The organism is Parachlamydiales bacterium (assembly GCA_041671045.1).
Lineage (GTDB): Bacteria > Chlamydiota > Chlamydiia > Chlamydiales > JABDDJ01 > JABDDJ01.
In genome coordinates this window covers 304,160-330,025 of sequence record JBAZCF010000001.1, presented here as the reverse complement: position 1 = coordinate 330,025, position 25,866 = coordinate 304,160, and the positions used below count along the sequence as shown (strand labels likewise).

Below are 25,866 nucleotides of genomic sequence, written 5' to 3'. Positions count from 1 at the left end.
TTTGGAGTCAAAAGTTCCCTTTGTACCATTCACGACGAACTTCTCTTAATGCTCAAGAGTTCGTGCCAATATATAAATCTAAAACGATATTTCTTTTTGCATCTTGCCTCTTTTTTGATTCATTTGGTACTTGAGGATCACAAACAGTGAGTCGAAAAAATGTAATTTTAATGATTTTCTATCGTTTTTATGGCTTTCTTTAATGCCATCTCATAGGCAATTTGAAGGGCCTTTTCTTTGGCAACGGAAACGTCCGGTTCAATGCCTAAACCATCCCAATTTGTCTGTGTTATCGGATTAATTGCTCGACCCGTGGGTAAAAATGCAGTAAAATGATTACCTAAATTAATTACTTGTCCAGGATTAGCCCCCCCATGGGTGACCTCACCAATGATCTTTGCTCGCTTCAGATTTTTTAGATTATAACAAAATTCTTCAGCTGCAGAAAAAGTATAGGAGCTTGTTAGAACATAAACATCTTTTTTATATTTTTTTCTCGCCACGGCAGGTTTTGTCCAAAACTCGTCAGTTTTATCTTCTTTTCGAAAATAAAGACTATTCAAATGAATAGGCTTATTTCCAAATAAATAAGAGGAAATCAATGCTACCATGCCTGGATTGCCACCTCCATTTTGTCTTAGATCGAAAATTAACGCCTCTGTATTCATAATGAATGTCATAGCGGCTCCAACAATCTTAGCTCCCGCCTCCGGATCATAAAATCCTCTCAAATTGATATAGCCAATATTCCCTGTTAGGCATTCAATTTTTTCAAAACCATAATTTATTTTCTCCATAAGTCTTATATCGTCAGCTTTATCATCCGAAACCTCAGATTTTTTCTTCGAGTTTAATCGCAATGAATACCTCACGCGTAGATGTTTGTCTTTGCTAATCCGTTGCAAATCTTTCGTTAGTTTTTCCGCAAACTTATTGCCATTAGTAAAACCATCGTACTCTTTGTTCTTGAGACGTTTACAAATATCTTTTTGCATTAAGTGTGCTTTTTCAACATATACATAGGAATCATTAAGCTCATTAATCAACTTTTTTATGACACTTGAATGCATTGTGGTTGTTATTATTAAATCGGAATTTCTGTCCATAACTCTACTTAACCTTGGCTGCGCTTTGCTGCATATTATGGATTTTGAAAAGATTTGAAAAGATTCAATTTAGACAAGTCAAAAGTTCTGAATGCGTCTCTCCACCTCCAATTCAAATTAAGGCTTCAGTTTCACGACTGAAGCTTTATTTTTACAACGCTAAATTCACACCGAAAAATTCAGCTGTGCAAACCTCAATTACGCAGTATTTACGCACTAGACTAAACAAAACTGCCGTAAAAACTACTTCGAAATGCTCAGAGTTGTACTGCGGTTGATAGAATTTCTTTAAACTTGTAAGCTTGGAAATTTCGATATCCTTTAGAAAAGCTTCTTTATCCAAAGCTCTCTTCAGAGGAAATAATAAAATTGGACGTTGCATCTTCTTATGTTTAATTGTACTGTGTTTCTTCTTTTCGTATTTCTGTTCACAGGGAACCATCCTTTACTATGTCAAGAATACCCTTCTTCAATCTTTGAACCTCAAAGGGTTAATGATAAACTTAGCATAAGCATAGAGGAGAATAATATGCCGTTTTCAGAAAAAGAAGCTTTGATTAAGGCTGCGAATCATTATATTGAAACACTTAACCGAATTGGAACATCGCAAACTGATTATCAGTCGAACGACATAGAACCTCTCTGTTCGATCAACTGCAAGAAAATACGTAATGGAAAAGTACTTTTTGAAGGGAAAGATCTTTTTGCAGCTCAGCTTGATGCTGGCAAAGAATGGCTCGGGACTTGGGCGATTGATGTGCAAGAAGTACTCACCTCAACAGACAATCGAACTGCGGTCATTCGTTATGAGCTTGCTACAGAAAAAGAAGACCATTTGGTAATCATTGCTATTCTTCGCTTTGATTCAAATTATCTAATTAGCGAGATAAACGAGGTTCATAACAAACTAGAAGAATAGAATTAATTTAAATGATTTCCCGTCTTTATTGATTCTTTCATAAATACTGTATGAAATACGCTTTGAGATGTTTACTTGAAGATAGAGTTTGAAAAGAGGCAATTTGTTGGAATCAAAAGTTCCCTTTGTGCCATTTCACGACGAACTTCTCCTAGTGCTCTAGCTTTTTATGACTAATTGTTTTGGCATCTTTCCTCTTCTTAGATTCATTTGATTTACTTTCTTATTTCGTAATCGCCTGGCATAACAGCCACCAACCGACCGTTCTTCCAAAGATCTATCAAAGTTTTATTGTTGAAGCGCCCCAAGGCTCTACAACCTATTGCAAACAAGTTCAATTCAACGTAAAAGAACAGAAAAAATCTTAGTAACCAGCCTGGAAATAGTTTTCCAAAAATAACAAACACAGGAATGCTATAGAAGGCCAATCCAATAATCAAAGCAGCCAAAATAGTAAAAAGACATATTGCTAAAGGCAGCTTAATGTTTTTTGATACCAGTTCTATAATTCGATGGAGAGGGCTTAGTATTTGTGATCCAAATTTTTCAACAAAACTTTTCTCATATGCATTATCGTAGCCTTCAGCTGAAAGTAATTTTCCTGCAAATGCAAAAACGATTCCCTCTCTCCAAGACAAGCTGTTCATTATACAACCAGCTTCTGATCATTATAGTGTTTCAATAGTTTTTGATTTGTGAAACGTCCAAATGCTCTGATCCCAATACCAAAAATTGTTACTTCAGAGATAAGCCACAAACAAAAGCGAACATGATCCCAATTGGTATAGTCATTAATCCATTGGAAGACTGTTGAAAGAATATGCCAAGTATTCACTGGATAGAATAGTAGTGAAGTGAGAATCATAAAAAATGCAGTAAGCCAAACTGTGACTACGCGAGGATCAAAAAGCATTTTAAAGAAAAATTCTTTGAAATCGTAAGCAAACCAACTGAGTGTGTCCCCTATTTTCTCAATTAAATTTGGAGGAGATAGTTCTCTTATTTCGGAAGTTTCCTTACGAAGAGCAAAGCGTAAATTATTTCGAAAATGGGATGCCATAGTTTAATTCTTGGAGGATTTAGTGCTAAAATAGCTGTTTCTATTTGAAGTCAAAATACTTTAGCATTCTTGTGAATGAATGAAAAGTTTATTTTTCCAGTTGAAGGATATGATATTGAAGACGATAAAGACCTTGAGAGGCGGTTAAAAAGGCGGTTTGAAAAATATAGTAGTGGGGGTCGGGCATTGCTTAATTATATGTACAAATATTTTCTTAATAAGGATGGTAAATAAATTAACACAACTAAGAAGAAACATGCTTAGTACGATTTTACTCATTATCCTTGATTTTGTTGCTCGTTGAAGCATTGCCCCGATGGAAGCATAGCTCCAAATGAGGATATACCCCTAGCGGTATCTTAGGTACACTATTAATCATTATTCTTATCTTATTGCTGTTAGGAAGGATTTAACTTACGCCACATAAGAAAAGAAACGCAGCTGATCCTAAGCCATTTAATTTTGATCAACCAAAAAATAATCAGAGGTAGATGATGGATATACTGATGGTGATAACTTCCCACGATCAACTAGGCAATACAGGCCATAAGACTGGCCTCTGGTTGGAAGAATTCGCAGCGCCATATTTTGTTTTTCGAGACGCGGGGGCCAACATTACTTTAGCATCGCCTAAAGGAGGACAACCTCCAATAGATCCAAAGAGTGATCTACCAGAAAATCAAACGCCTGCCATGACACGCTTTAAAAAAGATGAAGAAGCAAAAAAAGCATTTTCTAATACTGTTAAATTGGCTGACATACGTGCGGAAGATTTCGATACGGTGTTCTATCCAGGCGGCCATGGCCCCATGTGGGATCTTGCAGAAAGTCCTACATCCATCGCACTTTTAGAGTCTTTCTACAACTCAAGTAAATTTATTGCACTTGTTTGTCATGCGCCAGGAGTCCTCCATCGGGTTACATTTGAAGGAAAGCCCCTAGTAAAAGGTCAACGCGTGACAGGTTTCACTAATGCTGAAGAAGAGGAAGTGCATCTTACAAAAGTAGTCCCATTCCTTGTCGAAGATGAGCTAAAACGTTTGGGCGGAAAATTTGAAAAAGGACCGAACTGGCAAAGTTTTGTCGTTGTTGATGGTCACTTAATCACGGGTCAAAATCCTGCATCGTCTACAGAAGCAGCGCAAACACTACTCAAGTCACTCTCTGGAGCCGTAAAAAAATAGAAACGGTTCATTATTAGGCAAAAACGAAATGGTAGAGAATGCGACTCTCCACCTCCAATCAGGCCCGGTCACTAGATCGGGCTGTTTTCTTCCCTAGTAGAGATATCCATAATATAAAAAGCCACATCATGGTTTTGCATTTGCATTGAGCCATCTGATTGGAGAGTAGGCCATGAGAGGTTGGGCATGACAACACCCGAATGTCTAAATCCTGGAATAATCGTTCCATATGGCTCAGGGGATTCTTTCATTTGCAATTCATCGCAAAGGACTTGAATATAACAAATTTGCTTTTTGCCCCATTTTTTAGCTGCTGCTATAAATTGATCAAAAATTTCTAAAACAGCTCTCGCATTTTCTTTATGACTTTCTGCCATGAGAAAATATCCAATATACAAGACCTCGTTTGGCTGAAAGCCTTTTTCCTTGAACTGTTCAATCAATTCGGGAGAAAAAACATTACCCACGTTGTAGTCGAGGTAAAACGAAACAAGACATACTCCAGAAGCAATCCCTATCACTTTATTGCTCTGTTTCGCAATGACAACAAGCGCTTCTTTTTCATTGACGTAGACAGTATCAAAGGGGTGAATGAGTTGCTCTTTTGGAGGGGCATAGTAATAAGGAAATCCAAGAAGGTGTTTTGCACACCACTCATGAAGCAGAGGCAAAAGAGGAAGAACTTCTTCTCTGGAAAATGTTTGGACTTGCATAAACTCCTTATCGCCATTGATTTCGTAGTTTGCTGAAAACAATGGAAGACAATAAACCTGAAAAATTAATGCTAGCACAGTTAGCGGTCTAAACATAGATATCTTTTCCTTTGTAACCTTCACTAGCAAAGCCATATTGAACAAAAATGTGACAGCCGTGACTTACTGAGAAACAGCGTCACATCTAGAACACAGCAGCGATCATCGGCGAAATACTTCCCTCTTCTCCATTAATATATAGGTCGCCATCTATAGCAGAAAGAGCCCCATGCTGCACTTCACAAATCTTCAGGCCATATTCTTGACTATACTTAAGGTCAGATACCAAATAAGAAACATCCGCAGGATATTTTGAGTCGGCATAGAGGAACACCCTATTCAAAATGAAAAATGTATGAAAGTAAAAGCTTATGCATACTTAAAATTGGTTAAAATTTGACAAATTCGAAGAATTAACAATACGGTGGTTATATGATTGTTCAAAAGACTTTATCTCTATGTATTTTTCTCTTATTTGCTTTTCAATCTACTTGTGCAATACCTTTGGAAGAACAATTCAAGCGAAAAGGTTATTTAGAAATTTGCGATAAGACGCATGGAACGACAGCGTTTGATTCTCTTTATGCATATTTTGATGAGCTCATTGAATTTCTTCAAACAAATCCTATTTGGGCACAAAAATTATACAGCGCTAAAGAACGATTTATTCGCACAAATGATAGAAATTTTTACTCTACGGATTTTTTTGGTTTTTACGATGAGTCGCAAAGAGATGGAAGAAACCAGATCTCCTTCTATTATTCGACCCATTTTCATGAATTTATTTGCTGTCACTACCCAGAATTCAATAAGGTTCCCGAATTTATTCATTTTTTTGAAGTTTGTTTCGAAATTCAAAACTCATATGGAAATCTATTTGATGAAGCCGCAACTGAGTTAGGTTTAGAAGCGATTTTCTCTTCAAAATATGGTCATCCGCCTACCCTTTTTAAGGTAATCAAATATCTCCCCTCTTACACTGCATCAAAGCCACATTACGATGGCTCTGCGTTTTCCCTTTTTCTGGATAGCACTGACAACCAATCTCTTCTGCTTTCTCCTTATAAATCCTCCTTAACGGCCGATGAATTTTTCTCCCCTCTAAGAGAATTTTCTCGAGGGTACAATCAAAACTCTATCCTACTCATTCCCGGAACACTTCTAACAGAATTTTCCATCTACCCAACCCCTCACATTGTCGCCCAAAGTGGCAAAACTCGATATGCAACTATAGCATTTGCTATGAGGCCAAACTACACTCCTCAAAAAAATAAATTTTCTCTTCTTCCAAACTTTAAATATTGAAGAATTCTTTTTTGTCTCAATATGATGTCAAAAAAATAATTACAGGTTTCTGCATGTTCAAGTTCACGTATTGGCTTTTTCTTTTTACTTCACATTCTTTGTACGCCGTAACAATACTCAATGTTACTCTTAGCTCAGATAATAATCCGGGTGGCATTGGTGAGGTAGGCGATCTGAGATATTGCTTGAATTCAATGAACCAGGATTTAAACACGACACCCGATGATTATGAGATTATATTTGACTCCCCAATGACAATTCAACTCAATGGCATTCTTCCGATAATTAATAATTCCTCAAACCCTGTGAATATTACAATTGGAAACCCAGGCCCTACTCCTACAGTCACAATTGACGGTAACAGTGGTGCTTATAGCGGATTTTTCATCCCTATAGGAAATGTGACGATCCAAAACATGATCTTTCAAAATCTAATTACAAAAGGAGGCAATGGTGGCGACGGAATTTCGGGCGGCGGCGGCGGCATGGGCGCCGGAGGAGCCATTTACGCCCCTCAATCCTTTTTAAATGGTTCAAACCCTTCTATCACTTTGATGAATGTATCAATAAACAATTGCACTGCTGTGGGTGGAAATGGTGGAAGTTATTTAGGCCTCTCTTCTTCTGGCAATGAGGGGGGCGGCGGCGGTGGTGGTTTTAGCGGAAATGGAGGCTCTATTACTGCCATTGGAAGCACTGGAGGGGCTGGAGGAGGTGGTTTTGGTGGAAATGGTGGAGATGTCACTCTTTCGACTGATGACTTATTAGGCGGTGGCGGCGGTGGTGGTGGAGGCCTGGGATCTCGCGCCACAATAGGCATACTCACGAATCTGGGTAATGGAGGTTCAGATCAGGATTTTGGACTAGATGGAAATGGTTATGGCCTCACGATTACCGCTGGTTCCGGTGGAGGAGGTAATAGCGGCGGAAGCAATGCGGGAGGCGGCGGCGGTGGAGCTGCTACATTATCTGGAGGTGGTGGCGGCGGAAGCTCAGGGTCGAATGGAACACAGCCTCAAGGTGCTATAGCACCAGGAGGTAGCGCTGTACCTTCCGGAGGTAATGGAGGAGATGGTGGCGGAGGCGGAGGAGGCGGTGTCGTCACAACGTCTACTACAAATGAAGTTGACGGACAAGCTGGGAGCGGTGGCTACGGCGGTGGCGGGGGTGGTGGCGCCGGCACCGGTGCTTATGATACTGGTTATACAGTACAGGGTGGATCGGGCGGAGTTGGCGGTGGAGGCGGAGGTGGAGGAGCCAATCAATCCGGTATAACACCTGCTGAAGGTGGCAATTCTCTTGGCGGAGGTGGTGGAGGTGGAGGTGGACCCTCTAATGGCAGCAATGCCTCGGGTGGATCGGATATAGGGAATCTCGGTGGAGGATCTGGAGGAAGTGGCGCCAACACCTTCGGATCTGGCTTTGGAGGTGGCGGCGGAGGCGGAGGGAGCGGCCTCGGAGGCGCTATCTTTGTGGATAGCAATTTGAATTTCACTATACAAGCTCTCCCGGGGATCCCAACTGCTTTCAACACTACAAACAATACAACTCAAGCAGGAACTCATGGAACTGGCGGCCCTGAAGGCTCAGATGGCACTGATGGGTCAGCCTTGGGAAATAGTATTTTTCTTCGCACAGGTTCTTCACTCACACTAAGGGCTCAAAATACTGATGATCTCTTGACACTAGGCGAGCAAGTCGCATTTACTGATGATACCATTTTCGGCGCAAGTGGAACAAATGTCTTTGTCAGAGGAAATGGAACTGTTGTTTATGATGGGACAACCAATTATCAAGGAACCGTCATGGTCAGCAATGCGAATTTTAAAGTGAATGGACAGATCGATAACGCATCCATTTTTGTCTGTAGAAACATTGGCTTTAGTTCGCAAAGAGGTACGTTGAGTGGAAGTGGGATCTTGACTGGAAGTGTTTTTGTTAATTCCGGAATAATCTCTCCAGACACGGGAGGAATGCTCACACTTGGTAGTTTGGTCCTAAATCCTGCAGATCTAAATAACGGCACACTTGGGAGTCTTGTACATATTGAAATTGATTCAAGCAGCACCTCTTCCGTTGTTACTGTTACCGGGCCTGCATCGTTAGCAGGTACTTTGGAGATCAATCTAGATCCAAACGCACAACCTGGAACTTACATAGTTCTCACTTCGTCTGACATTACAGGTACCTTTGATTTCGTTACATTTACCGGAAAAACTCCAAATTATTCGCTTACCTATAGTCCTACGTTTGTGCAACTGAATTTTTTAGGCTACCCAAGCGATTTGGAACCGCCATCAAATCTTCTAGGTAAGCAAAAGAAAAATGAATTCTTAATGCAATATGAACTATATAACCAACTGAAATGGACGCCTAGTCCATCCCCCGAAGTCATCGGCTATTTTATTTATCGTAATGGAAAGAAAATCGCAACAGTAGATGCATCTACAGACACTTATAAAGATCATAATAGGAAAAAAGGAGTTTCTTATGGCTATGCCATTACAGCATTTAATCCAGCAGGCGTTGAAAGCTCACCTATTAATATCGTCATCACACCATAAAAAAGAACAAATGATAATTGAGGTGGTTTTGGAAGCTCTTGAGTGAGAGGACAACAAGAAGGTAATCAGGCCGAGACGGCCTGATTACCTGTCTTATCAAGATTATCAGCTACCGAATTTTCATTAGTCCATTTTTTTGACAACCGCATAATTGAATTTTGCTTGCTTCCTTCTTGTGAACCATTTATGTATAAACTATTTATTTAACAATGTGCCACAATACCGTGATAATAAAATAATGAAACGTTTTGTTTTGTCTTTCATTTTTTTAGCTTTTGCTGCTGCCGGAGTTGCTTATTATCTGTATCGCAGCCCACCGCCTGCAGCAGCACAAGCCATTCCCACAGTTACTGTCAAAACAATTCAACAGCAAAAAGTGCGCATGTGGTCCGAGTTTTCTGGGCGCTTGGAAGCTGTCGATATCGCAGAAATCCGTCCTCAAGTAAGTGGAAGAATCACTGAAGTACATTTTGAGGATGGGGAGCTTGTCAAGGCGGGGGATGTGCTATTTGTCATTGACCCGCGGCCGTATGAGGCGGCTGTTGCTAGAGCCGAAGCTAGGATTGCTACTGCACAAGCAAATGCTGAATATGCCAAGCTTGAAATGGATCGCGCTGCAAATATGATCAAAACACAAGCTGTCGCTCAGCGTATTTACGACGAAAGGTTTAATGCGAATAAAGTGGCTGAAGCTTCTATTAAGTCGGCTGAAGCTGATCTTAAACAAGCCAAAGTGGACCTAGAGCACGCTTATGTACAAGCTCCGATTTCTGGCCGTGCAGGACGTGTGGAGCTGACAGTCGGAAACTTAGTTCAACCTGGAGTTAATGCTCCTTTAATGACTCGTATTGTGGCAAATGATCCTATTTATGCAGATTTTGAAGTGGACGAACAAACATATTTGGACAGTGTTAGGAGTGTGGCGCAGAATCGCAATTTAGAGCGGGAAATCCCTGTAAAACTTTATATCATGGGGAACAAGGAAGATTCTTTTAACGGTACAATATACAGCTTTGATAATCGGCTTGATGTAAGTACAGGAACAATTCGAGCTCGCGCAAAATTGGGCAATAAAGAAGGGGTGTTATTACCTGGCATGTTTGTCACAGTAGCCTTAGGCCAAAGTGAAGATGAAGTAGTTCTATTGATTCCTCAACAATCCATCAGTACAGATCAAAATAAAAAATACGTTTTCATTGTTGATAAGAACAATAAAGCTATCTATCGGGAAGTCACCTTGGGAAAAGAATACTTCAATCAACGTGTTGTACTTCAAGGGGTAAAACAGGGAGATCGAGTTGTTGTAAATGGGATGCAGCACATCAAAGCCGGTGAAATAGTAAAACCTATGGAAGCGAAAGCAAAATGACAGACGGTTTGGCAGAAGCTTCTTCATTAAATATTTCTCGCTTTTTTATTGACCGTCCCATTTTCGCTGGGGTCATTTCATTTATCATTTTCCTCTCCGGCTTGTTGACTATTTTCATTTTGCCCGTTGCAGAATACCCAGAAGTCGTCCCTCCCACAGTGGTGGTAAAGGCTCAATTCCCTGGAACCAATCCAAAAACAATTGCAGAAACCGTCGCAACGCCGATTGAAGAACAGGTCAATGGTGTCGAAAACATGCTGTATATGTTTTCACAATCGAGTAGCGATGGATTGATGACTTTAACGATCACTTTTAGACTTGGAATGGATCCTGATCTTGCTACGCAGCTTGTGCAAAACCGCGTTAACCAAGCATTGCCACGATTGCCGGAAGTGACAAGGCAATTGGGGGTTTCTACTGTAAAGAGTTCCCCTGATTTGACTATGGTTGTTCACTTAACCTCACCAAACAATCGTTACGACAAACTTTATCTTCGCAATTACGCCCTTTTGAATATCAGAGATCGTTTAAATAAGATTCAAGGTGTTGGCAATGTGGGGCTTTTTGGATCCGGAGATTATGCTATGCGGATTTGGTTAAATCCGCAAAAAGTGGCTGAACGAGGGCTAATAGCACAAGAAGTAGTGGATGCCATCAGAAGGCAAAACGTGCAAGTTTCTGCAGGAACAATTGGCGGCCCTCCCTATGCCGATGGGGTAGAGTTACAACGCTCGATCAATGTGTTAGGAAGGCTGCAAAACCCTGAACAATTTGGGGATATTGTCATTAAGCAGGAAAATGGGGTTGTGACTAAACTAAAAGATGTGGCTCAAGTGGAGTTGGCTGCCTCTGAATATGCTTTAAGATCTCTTTTAAATAATGAAGATGCTGTTGCGATCCCGATATTTCAAACGCCCGGCTCGAATGCGATTGAGATTTCCAATCAAGTGCGTAGTACAATGGAGGAGTTGAAACAGAGTTTTCCGGAGGGTCTTGATTATACCATTGTATATGACCCTACAATCTTTGTTAGAGATTCCATCAAAGCAGTGATCCATACATTATTGGAAGCGTTAGCTTTAGTGGTCTTAGTGGTGATTATCTTTTTACAGACCTGGCGTGCTTCGATTATCCCTTTGTTATCTATCCCAGTGTCTATTGTCGGCACCTTTGCTATTATGTATCTCTTTGGGTTTTCCATTAATGTTCTTTCGTTATTCGGCCTTGTACTTGCTATTGGTATTGTAGTGGATGACGCTATTGTTGTTGTGGAGAATGTGGAACGCAACATTGAAAATGGCCTAAAGCCGAGAGCTGCTACGATTCAGGCCATGAACGAGGTAACAAGCCCTATCATTGCGATTACGTTGGTGTTATGCGCAGTTTTTGTTCCTATTGCGTTTATCAGCGGATTGACAGGCTTGTTTTATCGGCAGTTTGCCCTTACAATAGCTTTTTCCACTGTTATTTCTGCATTTAATTCGTTAACACTAAGCCCTGCTTTAGCAGTCCTTATCCTGCAGGAAAAGGATGCTCCCCCTGACGGCTTATCTCGTTTTATTGACAGAATATTCGGTCGCTTTTTTGATTTGTTTAATAAGCTATTCAAAGGAAGTTCTAGACTTTACAGCAAGGGTGTTATTAAGGCGATCAGATATAATAAAGCTGCTTTTCTCATTTATATATTGCTGCTCTTTGGAACCTACGAGACATTTCAACTTGTGCCTCCTGGATTTGTCCCTACTCAAGATAAACAGTATTTGGTCAGTTTTGCACAGCTTCCAGAAGGAGCTACTTTAGATAGGACTGAAAAAGTCATTCGTGAAATGTCTGAGATTGCTCTTAACGAACCGGGCGTTGAAAGCGCGGTTGCTTTCCCTGGTTTGTCTATTAATGGATTCATCAACAATCCCAGTTCAGGCATTGTTTTTGTCTCTTTAAAACCTTTCGATGAACGCACTTCTAGCCAACTTTCAGGTCCTTCTATTACTCAAAAACTGCAGGAAAAGTATTCCCAAATTCAAGACGCTACGGTTGTTATCTTTCCCCCGCCTCCTGTCCAGGGATTAGGTACGGTAGGTGGCTTTAAGTTAGAAATTGAAGATCGCAATGACCTAGGATACAATGCCCTGGATAATACTGTCAGGGAAGTGTTACAACAAGCCAGGCAAAGTCCTGAGCTGATGGGTATGTTTTCCAGTTTCAAAAATAATGCTCCTCAGCTATTCGTTGACATTGATCGTACGAAGGCAATTCAGCTTGGCATTGATATTCAGCAGATTTTTGATACCCTTCAAATCTATTTGGGATCTCTTTATATAAATGACTTTAATAAATTCGGGCGGGTTTATGAGGTCATTGTGCAAGCAGATAAGGAGTTCCGCTCCAAACCGGATGACATTCTACGGCTTCAGATCCGCAATCGGGAAGGGAAAATGGTTCCTCTTGGGTCGATTCTTCGAATTAAAGATGATGTCGGCCCTGAAACTGCGATGCGCTATAATGCATTCCGTTCAGCAGATATTAATGGCAACCCAGCAGCCGGCTATTCGATAGGACAAGCGCAAGAAGCGATTACTCAGATCCTTAAAAATGTGCTTCCATCTGGAATGACTTTTGAATGGACCGAACTCACCTATCAGCAAGTTTTAGCCGGTAACACTGCAGTCTATGTATTTCCTTTATGCATATTGCTCATCTACTTGGTGCTTTCTGCAAAGTATGAGAGTTTATTTCTCCCTTTAGTGGTGATCCTCATTGTTCCTTTATGCATATTATTTGCCGTTGCTGGAATATTGTTTTCAAAAGGAGATATCAATATTTTCACACAGGTTGCATTCTTTGTATTAGCCGCCTTAGCTTGCAAAAATGCGATTTTAATTGTTGAATTTGCTCGCGAGCTTGAATTTCATGGAAAAAGCACTGTGGAGGCTGCCATTGAGGCGGCTCGTTTGCGTTTAAGACCTATTTTGATGACATCATTTGCATTTATTATGGGAGTCATTCCCTTGGTCCTTTCACAGGGTGCCGGGGCTGAAATGCGCCATATCATGGGTATTGCTGTATTTTCAGGTATGCTAGGAGTCACATTTTTTGGGCTTCTCTTAACACCTGTTTTTTATGTGGTTCTGCGCGAGATAGAGAAAAAAATGACCCGGACAGAAAAGGTGCATCATCATGAATGTGAGTAAGGCTTTTTTAGTTTTCCTGACATTATTAGGGTGTACATCTTGTGTCCAACCTGTTGGTTTTCAATCGTCTGGAATCGAAACACCTGAAGCTTGGCATACGTTTGAAAGACTGCCTGGCGATCCTATGCTCTGGGATAATCCCTTAGTTGTCGACGATTGCGCAGAAGTGGAACAAAGATGGTGGCATCATTTCGACGACTGTGTTTTAGATACCCTTATCACGAGAGCGCTACTGAATAATAAGACGCTTGGCATAGCGAGCACCCGCATTGAAGAAGCCCGTGCTGCGCGTCTAGGAGCTTTTTCTGTCTTGATGCCACAAATTAATTTGAATACTGATGCTCAACGGGGAAACCAGGGTCTTTTTACCGGGGATAGGCCACTTGCTTATGAAGATGTCAATATTCAAGCCAACTGGGAGCTTGATCTTTTTGGAAAGAATCAGGCCCGTATGGCTGCTACCATAGCGTTGGTGCAAAATGAAGAGATTTTAAGACAAGGCGTAATTGTTAGTTTATTAGCTGAAGTGGCACGTGGCTACTATGATTTTCGCAATTATCAGGATCAGATTACGATTTCAGAAAAAAATCTCGAAACGCAGAAACGTACTTTAGAGCTAACTATAGCTCAGTTTCAAGAAGCATATGCAAGCGATTTTGATGTTCAACGGGCAGCTGCGCAGGTTGCCTCTACAGAGGCTAGAATACCGACACTAAAGATTGCATTGGAAACGACCCGCAATCGCCTAGATGTTCTTTTGGGTAGCACTCCGGGAGAAAACGATGACCTTTTTGCTACCTATGAACCATTAATGCCGCTTGATCCCCAGATTATCATTGCTGCGCCAGCTACAGTGTTGGGTACAAGACCTGATGTGCGCGCAGCTGAAAGAGAATTAGCTGCCAGTATTTCTACATTTGAAGCAGCAAAAAAAGAATGGTTTCCAACAATTAGTTTAGCTGCATTTTTTGGTTTTCAGGCTCTTCAAGGCTTTAATCAAGAAACAACTGGATTACAACATTTAATTCGTACTTGGAATGTGGCGGGCACTCTTGTTCAGCCGCTGATTGATTTTGGGCGGATTGAGGCTGATATAGAAACGGCAGACGCTCGCCAGCAACGTGCTTTCTTAGAATATCAAGAAACTGTCCTTGAGGCATTTGAAAATATGGAGAATGCTCTGGCTAATTATCTATATGAGACCATACGTAACGTTTCTTTAACAAGTGCTGCTACGCATAACCATAAAGCTTTAGAATTGGCCAATCAGCAGTACACAAATGGATATACAAATCTTTTGGATGTTTTAGTGGTACAGCGTAATGCCCTTGAAGCTGAGTCTGCTGCAGCCGAATCGACTTATAAGCTTCGCAAGGACTTGGTGAATATCTACACAGCAGCTGGGGGTGGCTGGGCTTTGTAAGAACTAGGGAGAAGAGATATTAAGGAGTACTCTTTTCCCGTTCGATCCCTGTAATACAACCTTATATGCCTCTGATATATCTTTGAGAGAGAAAATCATCCCCGACTCTAAAGGAACTAAAGCCCCCGACTCAAATCCTTCTCTCATTTCATTGAGAAGTGTGGCATTAAAAGCAGAATCGAGATCAAGAGTATTGATGCCTATGATCTCTTGATTTTTTCGATAGATTTCAAATAGATTTATACTTGTTTCTCTTTGGTTTGGAAGGGCTGCAATGACAATCATCCGGCCTTGTGAATTCAAACTGTGGATTTGCTGATCCCAGTGAAGACTTCCAATGGAATTTAAAATGAGATCCACTGATAAGTTATTTGGAATTTCAGAATAAGCTTCCCATCCTAACTGATTCGCTGCTAGGACATCTTCTTGCGTTCTAACAAGCGCAATGGGCCTAGCTTTTTTCCATGAACAAATAGTCATGGCGGCCCTTCCTACCTGACCCATAGCCCCAATAACAAGAACTTTTTCTTCAGGTTTAATTCGAGCACGGCTGACAAGCCCATAATAGGCAGTAATAAAGGGAAGAGGCTGCGCACCAGCCTGCAAAAGAGACAACGAGCTGGGGATCTCAGCTAACCCTGCCTCAGAAATGATAGCATATTCCGCGTGCGTTCCATCTGATTGGATGCCCACTGCACCTCCTGTGCCCCAAACATGCTTTCCCTTCCATGTTTTACTTCCATCCATGACGATTCCTGAAAAATCACGACCTGGTACTCTTGGCAATTGAGCATTTGGAAAATATCCCATGGTTGCCCGGACATCACTTGGGTTGATCCCAGAAGAGACAATTTGTATAAGAACTTCACCCTGCTTTGGTGCCGGTGTAGGGCGCTCTATACAAGGGATATCTATTTCCTGTGCATTTTTGAAAAGTGTGGTTAAATAAGCGGCTTTCATAGGTTTATCTCTTACTTCAATTGTTAAAAAGGACTTAACAAAATAGCGAGATCTTTCCAACAGAAAGTTCTAAATGTGTCTCTCCTCCTCCATGTTATTTTTCTACTCGATAAAAAGAAACGTGGAGGTGGAACCTCCATTTAAAAACTCTAAAATGTCAGGCCTGACCCCGACATTAATGCTGCTATAGCTATTTCTAACCTATAAATATGTCATGTACTCAATTTATGCCCATGATTGTGATATATTAGATTGTATCATTTTTTCTGTTCTATCTGCTATCCTTCACGCAACATTTTGGAATATCTTTTTATTATGATGGTAGATGCAAACTATAAATACGCCCTACTCTGGCTTGATGTCCTAGAAGAGCATTTTGATGGCGCATCCTTCATTAATTTATTTGAGGAGTCCATTCCTAACTTAAATCCAAAAAGAATTTGCATAAAGGGATCTTGTATTGAAAATAGGCCTGTTGATGATGGGTGGGCTCCTATCCCCAGGAGCAGGATTATAGGGATCACAAGCAAGTTCTTGCCCCTCTACACAAATCGAGACGACCTTATTTCTTTAAAGACTTGCCTAGACTGGATTTTCACCCCCATCTTGAACTTAAGTTCCCAGCATAGGGCTATTAACAACCTTATGGAAGAAATTCAGCGGCATCTAGATAAGGTGCCTACCACAGCCACGGAAAGCAAAGTCGTCAGCGACCATCCCGCAACACCACTACGTCAGCAACTCCAACAAATTATGAAGAAAAAAGATCAGCTAACCACCTTCATAGAATTAAAAAAAGAATATAGGGAGTGGCTGCGAGTAGCGCATCCAGACAAACAAAGCAATCACAATGAAAAAATTGACGAATCCGTCGTTAAAAATGCTACCGCCTTATGGTACGAGCTCTTGCAGATCGCACCGCGAACTATGGATCGTTTTTAGAGCATTTACTCCAATTATTAAATTATCAAATCGGCATCAGGAGATAAATGCTATATTTGTCTATAAACCGCTACCTCTGTTTCAAATAATCAAAGTTTTAAATGGAATAATTCCATCAATTCTTTGGGATAGCGACCACCTTTAACGGGATTCTCACTTCTAGCCCTCTCAATAAGTTCTAAGTCTTCATTTGAAAGGCTTACATTCAAAGACGCAATATTTTCCTCCAAATACTCCAGCTTCTTCGTCCCAGGGAAATTTGTTATTTCAATTGAGTGGAAATCTACCATAAGATTATTTTTCATTTTATTCCAGCGAATAGTCCTGATAAGTCTTTCTTACACTAGTCAGGGGCATGTTTTCAGATCCATAATCTATAAAATAGATAATTATTGTACATTTTTGGCATTGTCAAGAAATAAGGTCTAATAAAGGAGAAGCTAATGAAAAAGATGAATCCGGTCGTTCACTTCGAAATGCCCTATGAAGATAGTAAGCGCATAGCCAAATTCTACTCCTCGGCCTTCGGCTGGCAAACGCATGCACTAGGTGCTGAGATGGGCAATTACGTGTTAGCGACTACCACAGAATCAGAAACCACTGAAAAAGCATCGATCCGTCCAAAAACACCAGGCACCATCAATGGCGGTTTCTACCAGAAGACTGAAGATATGCCAGCGCAATTTCCTTCGGTCGTCATAGCAGTCGATGATATCCAAGAAGCAATGGCAAAAGTACAAGCGGCAGGCGGAAAAGTACTGGGCGAACCCATGGAAATCCCAGGAGTGGGCACTTACGTGTCATTCTTTGATACCGAAGGCAACCGAGTTAGCATGATGCAGCCATTAATGAAATAGTGGTTGAATTAACAATGTGCTTCTTCATCTACATTTAGGATCATTTCGCGACAGAAGTTGGGAAAATCTGAGTGCAAAACAGCTTAGCAAACGAGTCCGGCTTGATACAGCAGCATATCCTGCCAAAGCTTGAAAAGAGGCCGGAAAATCAACACTTAAGAATGAAAACTGAAATTAACATTTGTCGATTTTTTGGATTATTTTTCGATTCAAAACTTGACGAGAAATATAGGCAGGGGTTCACACAAAAAAAATTGACAAGTTAGTTTGTTTGAAGGGGGATTTATAGATATTTCCACTTGTTTTTTTCCCGCAAGAGAACTCAGCGGCTCGCTTACGCTGAATTTGGCGATCGGCAGGAGCTTTTTTCGATGCTGAGACGAAAAGGCTTGGTTTTCGCTTTATTGTGTTAGATCGTCCTAGAATGGGGTTCTCAGATTTTAATCTCGAACAGACCATGCTGGATTATCCTTTAGATGTAAAAGCTCTGGCAGACCATCTTTCCTTAAAGCGTTTTGGGGTTATGGGCTGGTCTGGCGGCGGCGCTCCGACAATGACCTGTGGTTATGTTATCCCCGATCTAATTGATCTCTGTATCATATTGGCCGGGTATACATCGAGGGGCATGAGGGCTTTGCCACCATCGGATAGCTTTTCCCAGAACGAAATGGAAGGGTTAAATCTAAAAAAAGGCCCTGCAGAGATAGACATGAATTGGTATCCCGACAGCTGGAAAGCAACAATATCACAGTCGCCTGAAGGGGTATTCTTTATCACCGTCTTGAAATTGACTTTCGAGTCTGGAAATAGGGACGTGTAGAATACTGCTGCTTCGACTGCCTCCTTATCGAACCAAAGATGGGGGATAATTTTCTGCATAAAATCACCTTTATTTTCATCGGAGCCAGTTTTAGCATAACACCCTGTTGCACGGTATGTTCTACCTATTCTTGGAATCATAACTGCTCACCCCATATTTTTCCTTAGGGTTTCTTCATAAAACATATGTAAAAATTATTTTTTGTATTATGGGTTAAATAAGAAGCTCAAAATAATGGATGAATATGTGTTGGGTTAGCTTGCTAGTCAGAATTAGCGTGATCATCGCAACCTGTTGGATAACAGATGTTTATTCCTCAGCTGTGATGGAAATGCCTGTAAAAGAAGCTAAAATAAAACAAGAAACGTTGATTTATTTTCAGCCCAACACCACGCCTCTTTTTAATGAATTGTACGAGCACTATGGGTTGCGCAATCCGCCAGCAATAACTGTTTTTGATGATTCGATCTATCTAGACCAGTCCACTCCCCTCACTATCTTACCCATGCAACCTTCAAACATCGATGTTTTTGATCATGCAGATGAGGTTTTGTCTGCATTTCATAAGAATGTGGGTGATTATGAGCTTTATGTGGACCCTCTTAAGCCTACTCCTTTTTTTTATACGGCTTCAGGATCTAAACACCTGATTGTGGCATTGGTGTACGCTATAGTCATGTCTGAACCTAATAAAAAGTTTCTTTTCGTTGAACAGGCTCCTTTTTACTCGGGGCATCCCAATGCTATCTCTGGCATTTTTCAGTATCCGAATGCACGTTTTCTCCCCTTTCACGATCCTGCTGAGATTAAATTAGAACCCGGCGAAGAGCTGGTAGAGTTTGTCACTTCCCCGAATAATCCTGACGGTAAATTCCGGAAGCCATTGACCGAAGCGCGTATCATCCTTGCAGACTTCGTATTTGCTTCTTCGGCGTTTGGCAGTGATGGAACAGGTTATCGCAAGGATAACATTGCCTGGATACAGGAAGCGCGTGCGGCAGGTAAGCATGTTTTCAGTTTCAACTCCGCTTCAAAGCAATTTGGTAAAACGGGGGCACGCTGCGGCTATATTTGGTATCCGTTATACGATCCTTATGCAAAGTCGATCTTTAATAAGTTTTTTGGCTTTATCTCCGCTTCAACGGTAGCAGGTGGGACAGTGGGACTAGCCAGTTTCCTTGATCTGATCAAGGCTTTTTTAGATGCGCCAGAGAAGGGTGAATCTTTACGTCATGATGCTAAAATAAGCTTATTTCAAAGGCACACCTTGGTGGAGAAGGAGTTTTTAAAGCATTATCCCGGATCCCTCATTTTAAGCATACCTACTAGCCCTACTTTTTTTGTCAAACTGCAGGATAAAAGAATTCCTAATAAAAAAGCTTCCGAGGTGCTTTTGGAGGACTTCAATATTTCCGTTAACAGTGGAGACACTATGGGAGAAACGAGTGCATTTATTCGCTTAAATCTTTGTGGCCAAAGTCAACTTTTGGCAGATTTCCTGAACCGTTTAGCCGGTACAAAAAAATACACTGTAAAGGATGTTTTAATATCATCTGCAACAAAAAACGCTCCTACGCCATAATGTACAAAAGCAAAACTCTGGTAATTGCACCCTGTTTTGAGATTTGGGGATTCCTTGTAGTCTACACAAGGCTCAATGACTGTTATACTTCCATATACAAGTTCTGAAGTGTTTAGGTTAGTGATAGGTCTCTTATAAAATCTCTTTTAGCCATAAGAGAAAGTGAACATCGAGGGTTATGAATCTTATAATATACAAACTGTACCTGAGCGCGCTTGACCACTTGTAGAATTCTATTTTCAGGAAATTTGACAACTTCATTTAGGATATCAGCAGCAGAGATCTGAGAATCGCAAGGCAAACCTGATTTTTTAAGATGAGGTCCAAGTCTCTTGATAACCTCTGATCTAAATGCAGAACCTATCCGTTTAATTGCCCGAATTATTTCTAACACATCCCTTCGCTCTTCTGCCAATGTACTGGTCCATTCAAGGATCTTTTTGCCTTGAGTTTTTTTGAAAAGAAGTTTCGCTGTTTCCTCAATAATGCGCGAAACTACACTATCACAGCATTCTGTCTCCTGTGTCTGCCTAAGTCGAAGAAATGGAAGCGCTTGCTTTAAAACTATTAGACATTGATCCTTCAGTTTGCTAAGGGCTCTAAATGTATTTTCATATCCAAACTTATCTGGGAGTAGGTAAGGTTGAAGGGTTTTCACAATAACTTTCATGTCCTCGGGAGGCAGAGTTGCAATTCCAGTAACAATCGCTAAATTGTACGTTGCGTATTTGCCGTTGTTAAACATAGGGTGGGCTTCCAAAAGGATCGCTCCGGCTTGACCTTTTGGCATTTTATCAATAGCGCCTCGCCATAATTCTTGCATAACTTTTCGATCCAGTTTTTTAGATTCGAAAGGACAAACAGTTGCGATCAAGAAATATTTAGTGATTTTACGCGACCATTTATGCGGATCTTCATAAGGCATCTTAGATTTTAAGGAGAGGATTGATACAATCCTTTGACTTTGTTGATAATTATCGCATAGTCATCATCAGTAAGGCGTTGAATAATTTCGTTGGTGGGATCTAATAAGCTAGGCCGCTCTTCGTCCGGATTTTGCTGTAAAATTTGAGAAAAAAAAGTTGAGATACTTTCGACGGTCATGATGTTATTCTCCTAGGAAAAGAAGACATCTTATGAGGGTGAATATTTACATGTCGAGCGTCAAACATGCCCCTCAGCATTTCAGTACATAATTCCGTTCACTGAGCAAAAAAGGCCCTCTAGAATCGATTCATAATACAAAATTTGTATATGTCGAAACATGTTATGGTGTATAAACCCAAAAAGTTTAATCCTTAAATATTGAAATTGTATGAAGATTATTTCTTGGAATGTTAACGGAATACGTTCAGTCCTCAAAAAGGGATTTCTAGATTTTATAGACAAATATGACCCTGATATATTGTGTTTACAGGAAACCAAAGCAAGCAAAGAAGATATCCAAATAGATTTGAAACAGTATCATCAATACTGGAACTCAGCGCAGAAAAAAGGATACAGCGGCACTTGCGTCTTTACTAAAGAAAAACCGCTCAATGATCAAAATGGCATTTTACATGATCATCATGATAAGGAAGGAAGGACAATCACCCTGGAATACCCCACATTTTATCTTGTGAATGTGTACGTACCAAATTCTAAAAGAGATCTTTCACGGCTTGAGTACCGCAGTAAGCAATGGGATGTCGATTTTCTAAACTATTTGAAAAATTTAGAACGCAAAAAACCGGTTATCTTCTGCGGAGACTTGAATGTTGCTCATACTGAAATCGATTTAACTTATCCAAAAGCCAATGTAAAAAGCCATGGATTTACGAATGAAGAACGTGCAGGCTTCACACGTATCCTAGAGTCTGGATTCATCGATACCTTTCGTGAATTTGAAAAAGGCCCTGGCCATTATACTTGGTGGAGTCAGTTCAATAAATGCAGAGAAAGGAACATTGGATGGCGCATCGACTATTTTTTAATTTCTTCCCAATTACGGCCTCAATTAAAAAAGTCCTACATTTTAAGTGAATTGATGGGATCAGATCATTGTCCTATAGCTCTCGAATTATCAATTAAATAAGAATCTACTTTGCTTTAGTAGCCTTTGAAAGAAGTAAAATGCTATTTTGTGAAATTAAAAATGAAACCTCCAATAGCTTTAAAAAACAACTTAATATAATTAATTTAAGGTAACTATGTTCTCTCAAGATAACTATGCTCATGCAAAATTTGGTATCGATGAAATTTATGTACACGATGGATTTACATACGACCTGCTGGAAAAATTACATCAGAGATCCGTGTACTGCTTAGATGCTGAAGATAAAATCGTTCAAAAATACACCTCACACGATATGGTATTAGTTTTTAATAACCGAGTCCCTAGCCAAAGTCTAATTTATCGATTTCTTGAAGCACTTGACAAGGACGTAGCTAAAGATATTTTTATAAAATCCAACACTTTACTCAATGAAGAAGAACTATTCCCTACGATCAGATCAAAACAATTCGTTTTAGTCACTCACAGAATTCTTTTGAAAGAAACTTATAGCCCTACTTTATAAATAATTTTGAAGTAGTCTTTGGAACACAACATACATTTATTTTACAGGCGCCTTATTTGTATTTTGTCGCCACTTTGTGGCTCTTTTTTTTTGGTAAACATCCTCTCATGCGTTCATTCGCTTTGCTCATTCACACATGTTGCTAGCCATGTGTGAATGAGCAAAGCGAATGAACGCATGAGCTACAGAAATTCACTCAAATAGATATTTTTCATCGTATTTAGCGTCATGCAAAGTAAGAAAGGTATTATATTCTGGGAATTCACCTTTAAGCCAGCCTGAAGAGCCGGCCTTAGCATTTCTAATTGTAGCTGTATAGTTATCTAAATTAGAAATTTCAAGAAGAAGATGCACATGATCCAGCATTCCACCGATTACTAATATACTACCGTTACATTTTTTGATTATTCCATTTAAATAAGGGTAAAGCTGATCCCTGACTTTAGGTAAGATACTTTTTGATCTTCCTTTTGTAGACCAAATGACATAAAAAAAATGAACTCGATGCGATGACATAGTATGTGTTGTGTCGCCACTTTGTGGCTCTTTTTTTGGGTAACATCCCTCCATGCGTTCATTCGCTTCGCTCATTCACACATGGCTAGCAACATGTAGCCACTTCGTGGCAAAATACTGCTTCGCAGTCTTGTTTTAGCAAACTTTCTCTGACAAAAAACGCATGGTCTAGAAAGCTTATAAGAAGATCATTTTCAGATCAAATAGATACTGCGAAGCAGTCCCTTGCCACGAAGTGGCTACATGTTGCTAGCCATGTGTGAATGAGCAAAGCGAATGAACGCATGGTAGTGATGCCACCCTGAAGTATGAGCCACGAAGTGGCGACAGAAATTCACTCAAATATATATTTTTCATCGTATTTAGCATCATGCAAAGTAAGAAGGGTTTTATATTCTTCTTCAAAAGTGACTTTCGCATGACGCTCTTCTTGAGTATTAATGTATTTTTTTACAGCAGCAAGCTGCGAATAACTCACTGAAAAGGATCCATAACCGCTTTGCCAAGCAAACTCTCTACATTCTGGGAATTCACCTTTAAGCCAGCCTGAAGAGCCGGCCTTAGCATTTCTAATTGTAGCTGTATAGTTATCTAAATTAGAAATTTCAAGAAGAAGATGCACATGATCCGGCATTCCACCGATTGCTAATATACTACCGTTACATTTTTTGATTATTCCATTTAAATAAGGGTAAAGCTGATCCCTGACTTTAGGTAAGATACTTTTTGATCTTCCTTTTGTGGACCAAATGACATGAAAAAAATGAACTCGATGTGATGACATAGTATGTGTTGTGTCGCCACTTTGTGGCTCTTTTTTTGGGTAACATCCCCACCATGCGTTCTTCGCTTCGCTCATTCACACATGGCTAGCAACATGTAGCCACTTCGTGGCAAAACACTGCTTCGCAGTCTTGTTTTAGCAAACTTTCTCTGACAAAAAGCGCATGGTCTAAAAGCTTATATGAAGGTCATTTTCAGATCAAATAGATATTGCGAAACAGTCTTTGTTTTAGCAAACTCACATATGCAAAAACACATAGTCTAGAAGGGCAAAAGCAATCGGTTTAGTATAACTGCGAAGCAGTATCTTGCCACGAAGTGGCTACATGTTGCTAGCCATGTGTGAATGAGCAAAGCGAATGAACGCATGGTAGTTGCGCTACCCAGAATTGAGAGCCACAAAGTGGCGACAGAAATTCACTCAAAGAGATACTGCGAAGCAGTATCTTGCCACGAAGTGGCTACATGTTGCTAGCCATGTGTGAATGAGCAAAGCGAATGAACGCATGGGCGACAGAAATTCACTCAAAGAGATACTGCGAAGCAGTGTTTTGCCACGAAGTGGCTACATGTTGCTAGCCATGTGTGAATGAGCGAAGCGAATGAACGCATGGGCGACAGAAATTCACTCAAAGAGATACTGCGAAGCAGTATCTTGCCACGAAGTGGCTACATGTTGCTAGCCATGTGTGAATGAGCGAAGCGAATGAACGCATGGGCGACAGAAATTCACTCAAAGAGATACTGCGAAGCAGTATTTTGCCACGAAGTGGCTACATGTTGCTAGCCATGTGTGAATGAGCGAAGCGAATGAACGCATGGTAGTTGCGCTACCCTGAATTGAGAGCCACAAAGTGGCGACAGAAACCTTCACATGACGTTCTTCTTGAGTATTAATGTATTTTTTTACAGCAGAACTCGATGTGATGACATAGTATGTGTTGTGTCGCCACTTTGTGGCTCTTTTTTTGGGTAACATCCCCACCATGCGTGAATGAGCGCATGGGTTTTAGAATAACCAGTGAGACAAATAACAAATCAATAAAATTATTAATAAATTAATTAATATAAAATAACTTTTTAATAACGCATCGAATGCAATAATTCATAACAAACAATACATCTATAATAGATTATCGCTTCAATCGTAGAATGGTGTAATAACCACATCGCGACTGAATTCTTCAAACCACGGCAGCTCAGATAGGTCCTCTGGAACCAAACAAAAAGAAGAAATATCTGTGTTTAGCGAAAGACCCTGCTCAATCATCTCTTGAGTGGGCTTAGACTGAAAATTCCTTGCTAATCCTTCAAAATGAAAGCCGCATTTCTCAATCACTTTAAAACTTGCTGTGTTTTCAGGGTTACAGCCTACTGAAAGCCTATCAGCACCATAATAACGAAAAGCCAGCACAGTTAATATCTTTGTTGCAATAGTGCCCATCCCTTGATTCTGGTGCTTGGATGCCACCCAATATCCAATCTCATAAGCAAGAGGATTTAACCTGCTGCCGGACGATAACGAAGCACAAAACAGAAACTCTCCTGTAGTAATATTAAAACCTGCAAAGTTAGCTTCTTCTCCCTTAAGTGATTTAGCCTCAAAATCCGCATAGACAGTACATGCTTTAGCAAGTTCAATATCATAGTGGGCCCAATGCATGAATTTTTTTAGTGAAGGCAGGCTTTCTTTTACCGCTTCGAAAATCGCAGGCCCGTCTCGGGGAGAAAGGAGTCGTAATTCTATCCAATCCTTGTAGAGGACTATTTTAGGGGGCAAACTCATGAAACTACCTCATTGCTATAGGAAACGTAGTATATGGATGCCTTAATCCTTTTCCAAGTTGAAAATACGGATATTCGCCTACCTGAAATCACATGAGCTCAGATTTTTCTGAGCTTCCCACTAAAAACTGTTTAATTCGCTCTAAACGAGAGACATAAAGTCTTTCAGTTATGGTTAACGGGTCATGGA

The 25,866-nt window shown here is 40.4% G+C and carries 26 protein-coding genes; 13 read left to right on the top strand and 13 right to left on the bottom strand.

Going from position 1 to position 25,866, the window contains the following annotated elements; all coding sequences use genetic code 11:
• Positions 1-167 precede the first annotated feature (167 nt).
• Both WC222_01470 and WC222_01465 read right to left on the bottom strand, forming a co-directional pair.
• Positions 168-1,106: a S41 family peptidase gene (locus WC222_01470; GenBank protein MFA6915042.1), complete on the bottom strand. Its 939-nt coding sequence runs from the start codon at positions 1,104-1,106 to the stop codon at positions 168-170.
• 151 nt (positions 1,107-1,257) lie between these two features.
• Entirely contained in the window at positions 1,258-1,488 is a 231-nt protein-coding gene (locus WC222_01465; GenBank protein MFA6915041.1) for a hypothetical protein, read from the bottom strand.
• A 147-nt stretch (positions 1,489-1,635) separates the two neighbouring features.
• Here WC222_01465 and WC222_01460 point away from each other — a divergent pair, with 147 nt between their 5' ends.
• The gene (locus WC222_01460) at positions 1,636-2,025 is read left to right on the top strand and encodes a hypothetical protein (GenBank protein ID MFA6915040.1); all 390 of its coding nucleotides are present in this window, start codon (positions 1,636-1,638) and stop codon (positions 2,023-2,025) included.
• Positions 2,026-2,240: 215 nt separating this feature from the next.
• Here the strand turns inward: WC222_01460 and WC222_01455 are convergent, their stop codons facing one another.
• Both WC222_01455 and WC222_01450 read right to left on the bottom strand, forming a co-directional pair.
• Positions 2,241-2,672 carry a hypothetical protein gene (locus WC222_01455; GenBank protein MFA6915039.1) on the bottom strand — a complete coding sequence of 144 codons (432 nt, stop codon included), beginning with the start codon at positions 2,670-2,672 and terminating at the stop codon, positions 2,241-2,243.
• Positions 2,672-3,085 carry a hypothetical protein gene (locus WC222_01450; protein ID MFA6915038.1) on the bottom strand — a complete coding sequence of 138 codons (414 nt, stop codon included), beginning with the start codon at positions 3,083-3,085 and terminating at the stop codon, positions 2,672-2,674. The genes WC222_01455 and WC222_01450 overlap by 1 nt, the downstream gene beginning before the upstream one ends.
• A gap of 506 nt (positions 3,086-3,591) precedes the next feature.
• On the opposite strand from WC222_01450, the gene WC222_01445 reads away from it, so the two are divergent.
• Complete coding sequence (locus WC222_01445) at positions 3,592-4,269, top strand: type 1 glutamine amidotransferase domain-containing protein (GenBank protein MFA6915037.1); 678 nt, start codon at positions 3,592-3,594, stop codon at positions 4,267-4,269.
• Between the two features lie 71 nt (positions 4,270-4,340).
• On the opposite strand, the gene WC222_01440 is transcribed toward WC222_01445, so the two are convergent.
• The gene (locus WC222_01440; GenBank protein ID MFA6915036.1) at positions 4,341-5,078 is read right to left on the bottom strand and encodes a hypothetical protein; all 738 of its coding nucleotides are present in this window, start codon (positions 5,076-5,078) and stop codon (positions 4,341-4,343) included.
• A gap of 88 nt (positions 5,079-5,166) precedes the next feature.
• A complete protein-coding gene (locus WC222_01435) occupies positions 5,167-5,364 on the bottom strand; it encodes a hypothetical protein (protein ID MFA6915035.1) in 198 nt (65 codons plus the stop codon).
• An 89-nt stretch (positions 5,365-5,453) separates the two neighbouring features.
• Here WC222_01435 and WC222_01430 point away from each other — a divergent pair, with 89 nt between their 5' ends.
• The 5 genes from WC222_01430 (at position 5,454) to WC222_01410 (ending at position 14,873) form a co-directional block, all read left to right on the top strand.
• On the top strand, positions 5,454-6,326 hold the full coding sequence (locus WC222_01430; GenBank protein MFA6915034.1) for a hypothetical protein: 873 nt from the start codon (positions 5,454-5,456) through the stop codon (positions 6,324-6,326).
• Between the two features lie 53 nt (positions 6,327-6,379).
• The gene (locus WC222_01425; GenBank protein MFA6915033.1) at positions 6,380-8,890 is read left to right on the top strand and encodes a hypothetical protein; all 2,511 of its coding nucleotides are present in this window, start codon (positions 6,380-6,382) and stop codon (positions 8,888-8,890) included.
• 238 nt (positions 8,891-9,128) lie between these two features.
• Positions 9,129-10,259 carry an efflux RND transporter periplasmic adaptor subunit gene (locus tag WC222_01420; GenBank protein ID MFA6915032.1) on the top strand — a complete coding sequence of 377 codons (1,131 nt, stop codon included), beginning with the start codon at positions 9,129-9,131 and terminating at the stop codon, positions 10,257-10,259.
• Positions 10,256-13,450 (top strand): multidrug efflux RND transporter permease subunit, encoded by a 3,195-nt coding sequence (locus tag WC222_01415; GenBank protein MFA6915031.1) that lies wholly within the window; start codon positions 10,256-10,258, stop codon positions 13,448-13,450. The genes WC222_01420 and WC222_01415 overlap by 4 nt, the downstream gene beginning before the upstream one ends.
• Positions 13,437-14,873, top strand: a complete 1,437-nt coding sequence (locus tag WC222_01410) for a TolC family protein (GenBank protein ID MFA6915030.1) — start codon at positions 13,437-13,439, stop codon at positions 14,871-14,873. Before WC222_01415 ends, WC222_01410 begins: the two co-directional genes overlap by 14 nt.
• A 3-nt stretch (positions 14,874-14,876) precedes the next feature.
• Here the strand turns inward: WC222_01410 and WC222_01405 are convergent, their stop codons facing one another.
• Positions 14,877-15,833, bottom strand: a complete 957-nt coding sequence (locus WC222_01405; protein MFA6915029.1) for a zinc-binding alcohol dehydrogenase family protein — start codon at positions 15,831-15,833, stop codon at positions 14,877-14,879.
• Between the two features lie 315 nt (positions 15,834-16,148).
• On the opposite strand from WC222_01405, the gene WC222_01400 reads away from it, so the two are divergent.
• On the top strand, positions 16,149-16,775 hold the full coding sequence (locus tag WC222_01400) for a hypothetical protein (protein MFA6915028.1): 627 nt from the start codon (positions 16,149-16,151) through the stop codon (positions 16,773-16,775).
• 89 nt (positions 16,776-16,864) lie between these two features.
• Here WC222_01400 and WC222_01395 read toward each other — a convergent pair whose 3' ends face one another.
• Entirely contained in the window at positions 16,865-17,080 is a 216-nt protein-coding gene (locus tag WC222_01395) for a hypothetical protein (protein ID MFA6915027.1), read from the bottom strand.
• A 138-nt stretch (positions 17,081-17,218) separates the two neighbouring features.
• Here WC222_01395 and WC222_01390 point away from each other — a divergent pair, with 138 nt between their 5' ends.
• The 3 genes from WC222_01390 (at position 17,219) to WC222_01380 (ending at position 20,034) form a co-directional block, all read left to right on the top strand.
• On the top strand, positions 17,219-17,632 hold the full coding sequence (locus WC222_01390) for a VOC family protein (protein MFA6915026.1): 414 nt from the start codon (positions 17,219-17,221) through the stop codon (positions 17,630-17,632).
• A 343-nt stretch (positions 17,633-17,975) separates the two neighbouring features.
• A complete protein-coding gene (locus WC222_01385) occupies positions 17,976-18,452 on the top strand; it encodes an alpha/beta hydrolase (protein MFA6915025.1) in 477 nt (158 codons plus the stop codon).
• A gap of 244 nt (positions 18,453-18,696) precedes the next feature.
• Positions 18,697-20,034 carry an aminotransferase class I/II-fold pyridoxal phosphate-dependent enzyme gene (locus WC222_01380; GenBank protein ID MFA6915024.1) on the top strand — a complete coding sequence of 446 codons (1,338 nt, stop codon included), beginning with the start codon at positions 18,697-18,699 and terminating at the stop codon, positions 20,032-20,034.
• Between the two features lie 112 nt (positions 20,035-20,146).
• Here the strand turns inward: WC222_01380 and WC222_01375 are convergent, their stop codons facing one another.
• Both WC222_01375 and WC222_01370 read right to left on the bottom strand, forming a co-directional pair.
• Entirely contained in the window at positions 20,147-20,959 is an 813-nt protein-coding gene (locus WC222_01375; GenBank protein MFA6915023.1) for a hypothetical protein, read from the bottom strand.
• A gap of 8 nt (positions 20,960-20,967) precedes the next feature.
• Positions 20,968-21,138: a hypothetical protein gene (locus tag WC222_01370; GenBank protein MFA6915022.1), complete on the bottom strand. Its 171-nt coding sequence runs from the start codon at positions 21,136-21,138 to the stop codon at positions 20,968-20,970.
• Positions 21,139-21,349: 211 nt separating this feature from the next.
• On the opposite strand from WC222_01370, the gene WC222_01365 reads away from it, so the two are divergent.
• On the top strand, positions 21,350-22,108 hold the full coding sequence (locus WC222_01365) for an exodeoxyribonuclease III (GenBank protein ID MFA6915021.1): 759 nt from the start codon (positions 21,350-21,352) through the stop codon (positions 22,106-22,108).
• Positions 22,109-22,223: 115 nt separating this feature from the next.
• A complete protein-coding gene (locus WC222_01360; GenBank protein ID MFA6915020.1) occupies positions 22,224-22,592 on the top strand; it encodes a hypothetical protein in 369 nt (122 codons plus the stop codon).
• Between the two features lie 192 nt (positions 22,593-22,784).
• On the opposite strand, the gene WC222_01355 is transcribed toward WC222_01360, so the two are convergent.
• From WC222_01355 to WC222_01345, 3 genes are all read right to left on the bottom strand, one after another.
• A complete protein-coding gene (locus tag WC222_01355; GenBank protein ID MFA6915019.1) occupies positions 22,785-23,183 on the bottom strand; it encodes a transposase in 399 nt (132 codons plus the stop codon).
• A gap of 259 nt (positions 23,184-23,442) precedes the next feature.
• The gene (gene tnpA, locus WC222_01350; GenBank protein MFA6915018.1) at positions 23,443-23,967 is read right to left on the bottom strand and encodes an IS200/IS605 family transposase; all 525 of its coding nucleotides are present in this window, start codon (positions 23,965-23,967) and stop codon (positions 23,443-23,445) included.
• A gap of 1,065 nt (positions 23,968-25,032) precedes the next feature.
• Complete coding sequence (locus tag WC222_01345) at positions 25,033-25,677, bottom strand: GNAT family N-acetyltransferase (GenBank protein ID MFA6915017.1); 645 nt, start codon at positions 25,675-25,677, stop codon at positions 25,033-25,035.
• Positions 25,678-25,866: the final 189 nt, after the last annotated feature.

What these genes read in the sequence shown, in the direction of transcription:
- WC222_01470 (MFA6915042.1), bottom strand. Translation starts at nt 1,106, where the DNA reads ATGGACAGAAATTCCGATTTAATAATAACAACCACAATGCATTCAAGT.
- WC222_01465 (MFA6915041.1), bottom strand. Translation starts at nt 1,488, where the DNA reads ATGCAACGTCCAATTTTATTATTTCCTCTGAAGAGAGCTTTGGATAAA.
- WC222_01460 (MFA6915040.1), top strand. Translation starts at nt 1,636, where the DNA reads ATGCCGTTTTCAGAAAAAGAAGCTTTGATTAAGGCTGCGAATCATTAT.
- WC222_01455 (MFA6915039.1), bottom strand. Translation starts at nt 2,672, where the DNA reads ATGAACAGCTTGTCTTGGAGAGAGGGAATCGTTTTTGCATTTGCAGGA.
- WC222_01450 (MFA6915038.1), bottom strand. Translation starts at nt 3,085, where the DNA reads ATGGCATCCCATTTTCGAAATAATTTACGCTTTGCTCTTCGTAAGGAA.
- WC222_01445 (MFA6915037.1), top strand. Translation starts at nt 3,592, where the DNA reads ATGGTGATAACTTCCCACGATCAACTAGGCAATACAGGCCATAAGACT.
- WC222_01440 (MFA6915036.1), bottom strand. Translation starts at nt 5,078, where the DNA reads ATGTTTAGACCGCTAACTGTGCTAGCATTAATTTTTCAGGTTTATTGT.
- WC222_01430 (MFA6915034.1), top strand. Translation starts at nt 5,454, where the DNA reads ATGATTGTTCAAAAGACTTTATCTCTATGTATTTTTCTCTTATTTGCT.
- WC222_01425 (MFA6915033.1), top strand. Translation starts at nt 6,380, where the DNA reads ATGTTCAAGTTCACGTATTGGCTTTTTCTTTTTACTTCACATTCTTTG.
- WC222_01420 (MFA6915032.1), top strand. Translation starts at nt 9,129, where the DNA reads ATGAAACGTTTTGTTTTGTCTTTCATTTTTTTAGCTTTTGCTGCTGCC.
- WC222_01415 (MFA6915031.1), top strand. Translation starts at nt 10,256, where the DNA reads ATGACAGACGGTTTGGCAGAAGCTTCTTCATTAAATATTTCTCGCTTT.
- WC222_01410 (MFA6915030.1), top strand. Translation starts at nt 13,437, where the DNA reads ATGAATGTGAGTAAGGCTTTTTTAGTTTTCCTGACATTATTAGGGTGT.
- WC222_01405 (MFA6915029.1), bottom strand. Translation starts at nt 15,833, where the DNA reads ATGAAAGCCGCTTATTTAACCACACTTTTCAAAAATGCACAGGAAATA.
- WC222_01400 (MFA6915028.1), top strand. Translation starts at nt 16,149, where the DNA reads ATGATGGTAGATGCAAACTATAAATACGCCCTACTCTGGCTTGATGTC.
- WC222_01395 (MFA6915027.1), bottom strand. Translation starts at nt 17,080, where the DNA reads ATGAAAAATAATCTTATGGTAGATTTCCACTCAATTGAAATAACAAAT.
- WC222_01390 (MFA6915026.1), top strand. Translation starts at nt 17,219, where the DNA reads ATGAAAAAGATGAATCCGGTCGTTCACTTCGAAATGCCCTATGAAGAT.
- WC222_01380 (MFA6915024.1), top strand. Translation starts at nt 18,697, where the DNA reads ATGTGTTGGGTTAGCTTGCTAGTCAGAATTAGCGTGATCATCGCAACC.
- WC222_01375 (MFA6915023.1), bottom strand. Translation starts at nt 20,959, where the DNA reads ATGCCTTATGAAGATCCGCATAAATGGTCGCGTAAAATCACTAAATAT.
- WC222_01370 (MFA6915022.1), bottom strand. Translation starts at nt 21,138, where the DNA reads ATGACCGTCGAAAGTATCTCAACTTTTTTTTCTCAAATTTTACAGCAA.
- WC222_01365 (MFA6915021.1), top strand. Translation starts at nt 21,350, where the DNA reads ATGAAGATTATTTCTTGGAATGTTAACGGAATACGTTCAGTCCTCAAA.
- WC222_01360 (MFA6915020.1), top strand. Translation starts at nt 22,224, where the DNA reads ATGTTCTCTCAAGATAACTATGCTCATGCAAAATTTGGTATCGATGAA.
- WC222_01355 (MFA6915019.1), bottom strand. Translation starts at nt 23,183, where the DNA reads ATGAGCGAAGCGAATGAACGCATGGAGGGATGTTACCCAAAAAAAGAG.
- tnpA (MFA6915018.1), bottom strand. Translation starts at nt 23,967, where the DNA reads ATGAGCGAAGCGAAGAACGCATGGTGGGGATGTTACCCAAAAAAAGAG.
- WC222_01345 (MFA6915017.1), bottom strand. Translation starts at nt 25,677, where the DNA reads ATGAGTTTGCCCCCTAAAATAGTCCTCTACAAGGATTGGATAGAATTA.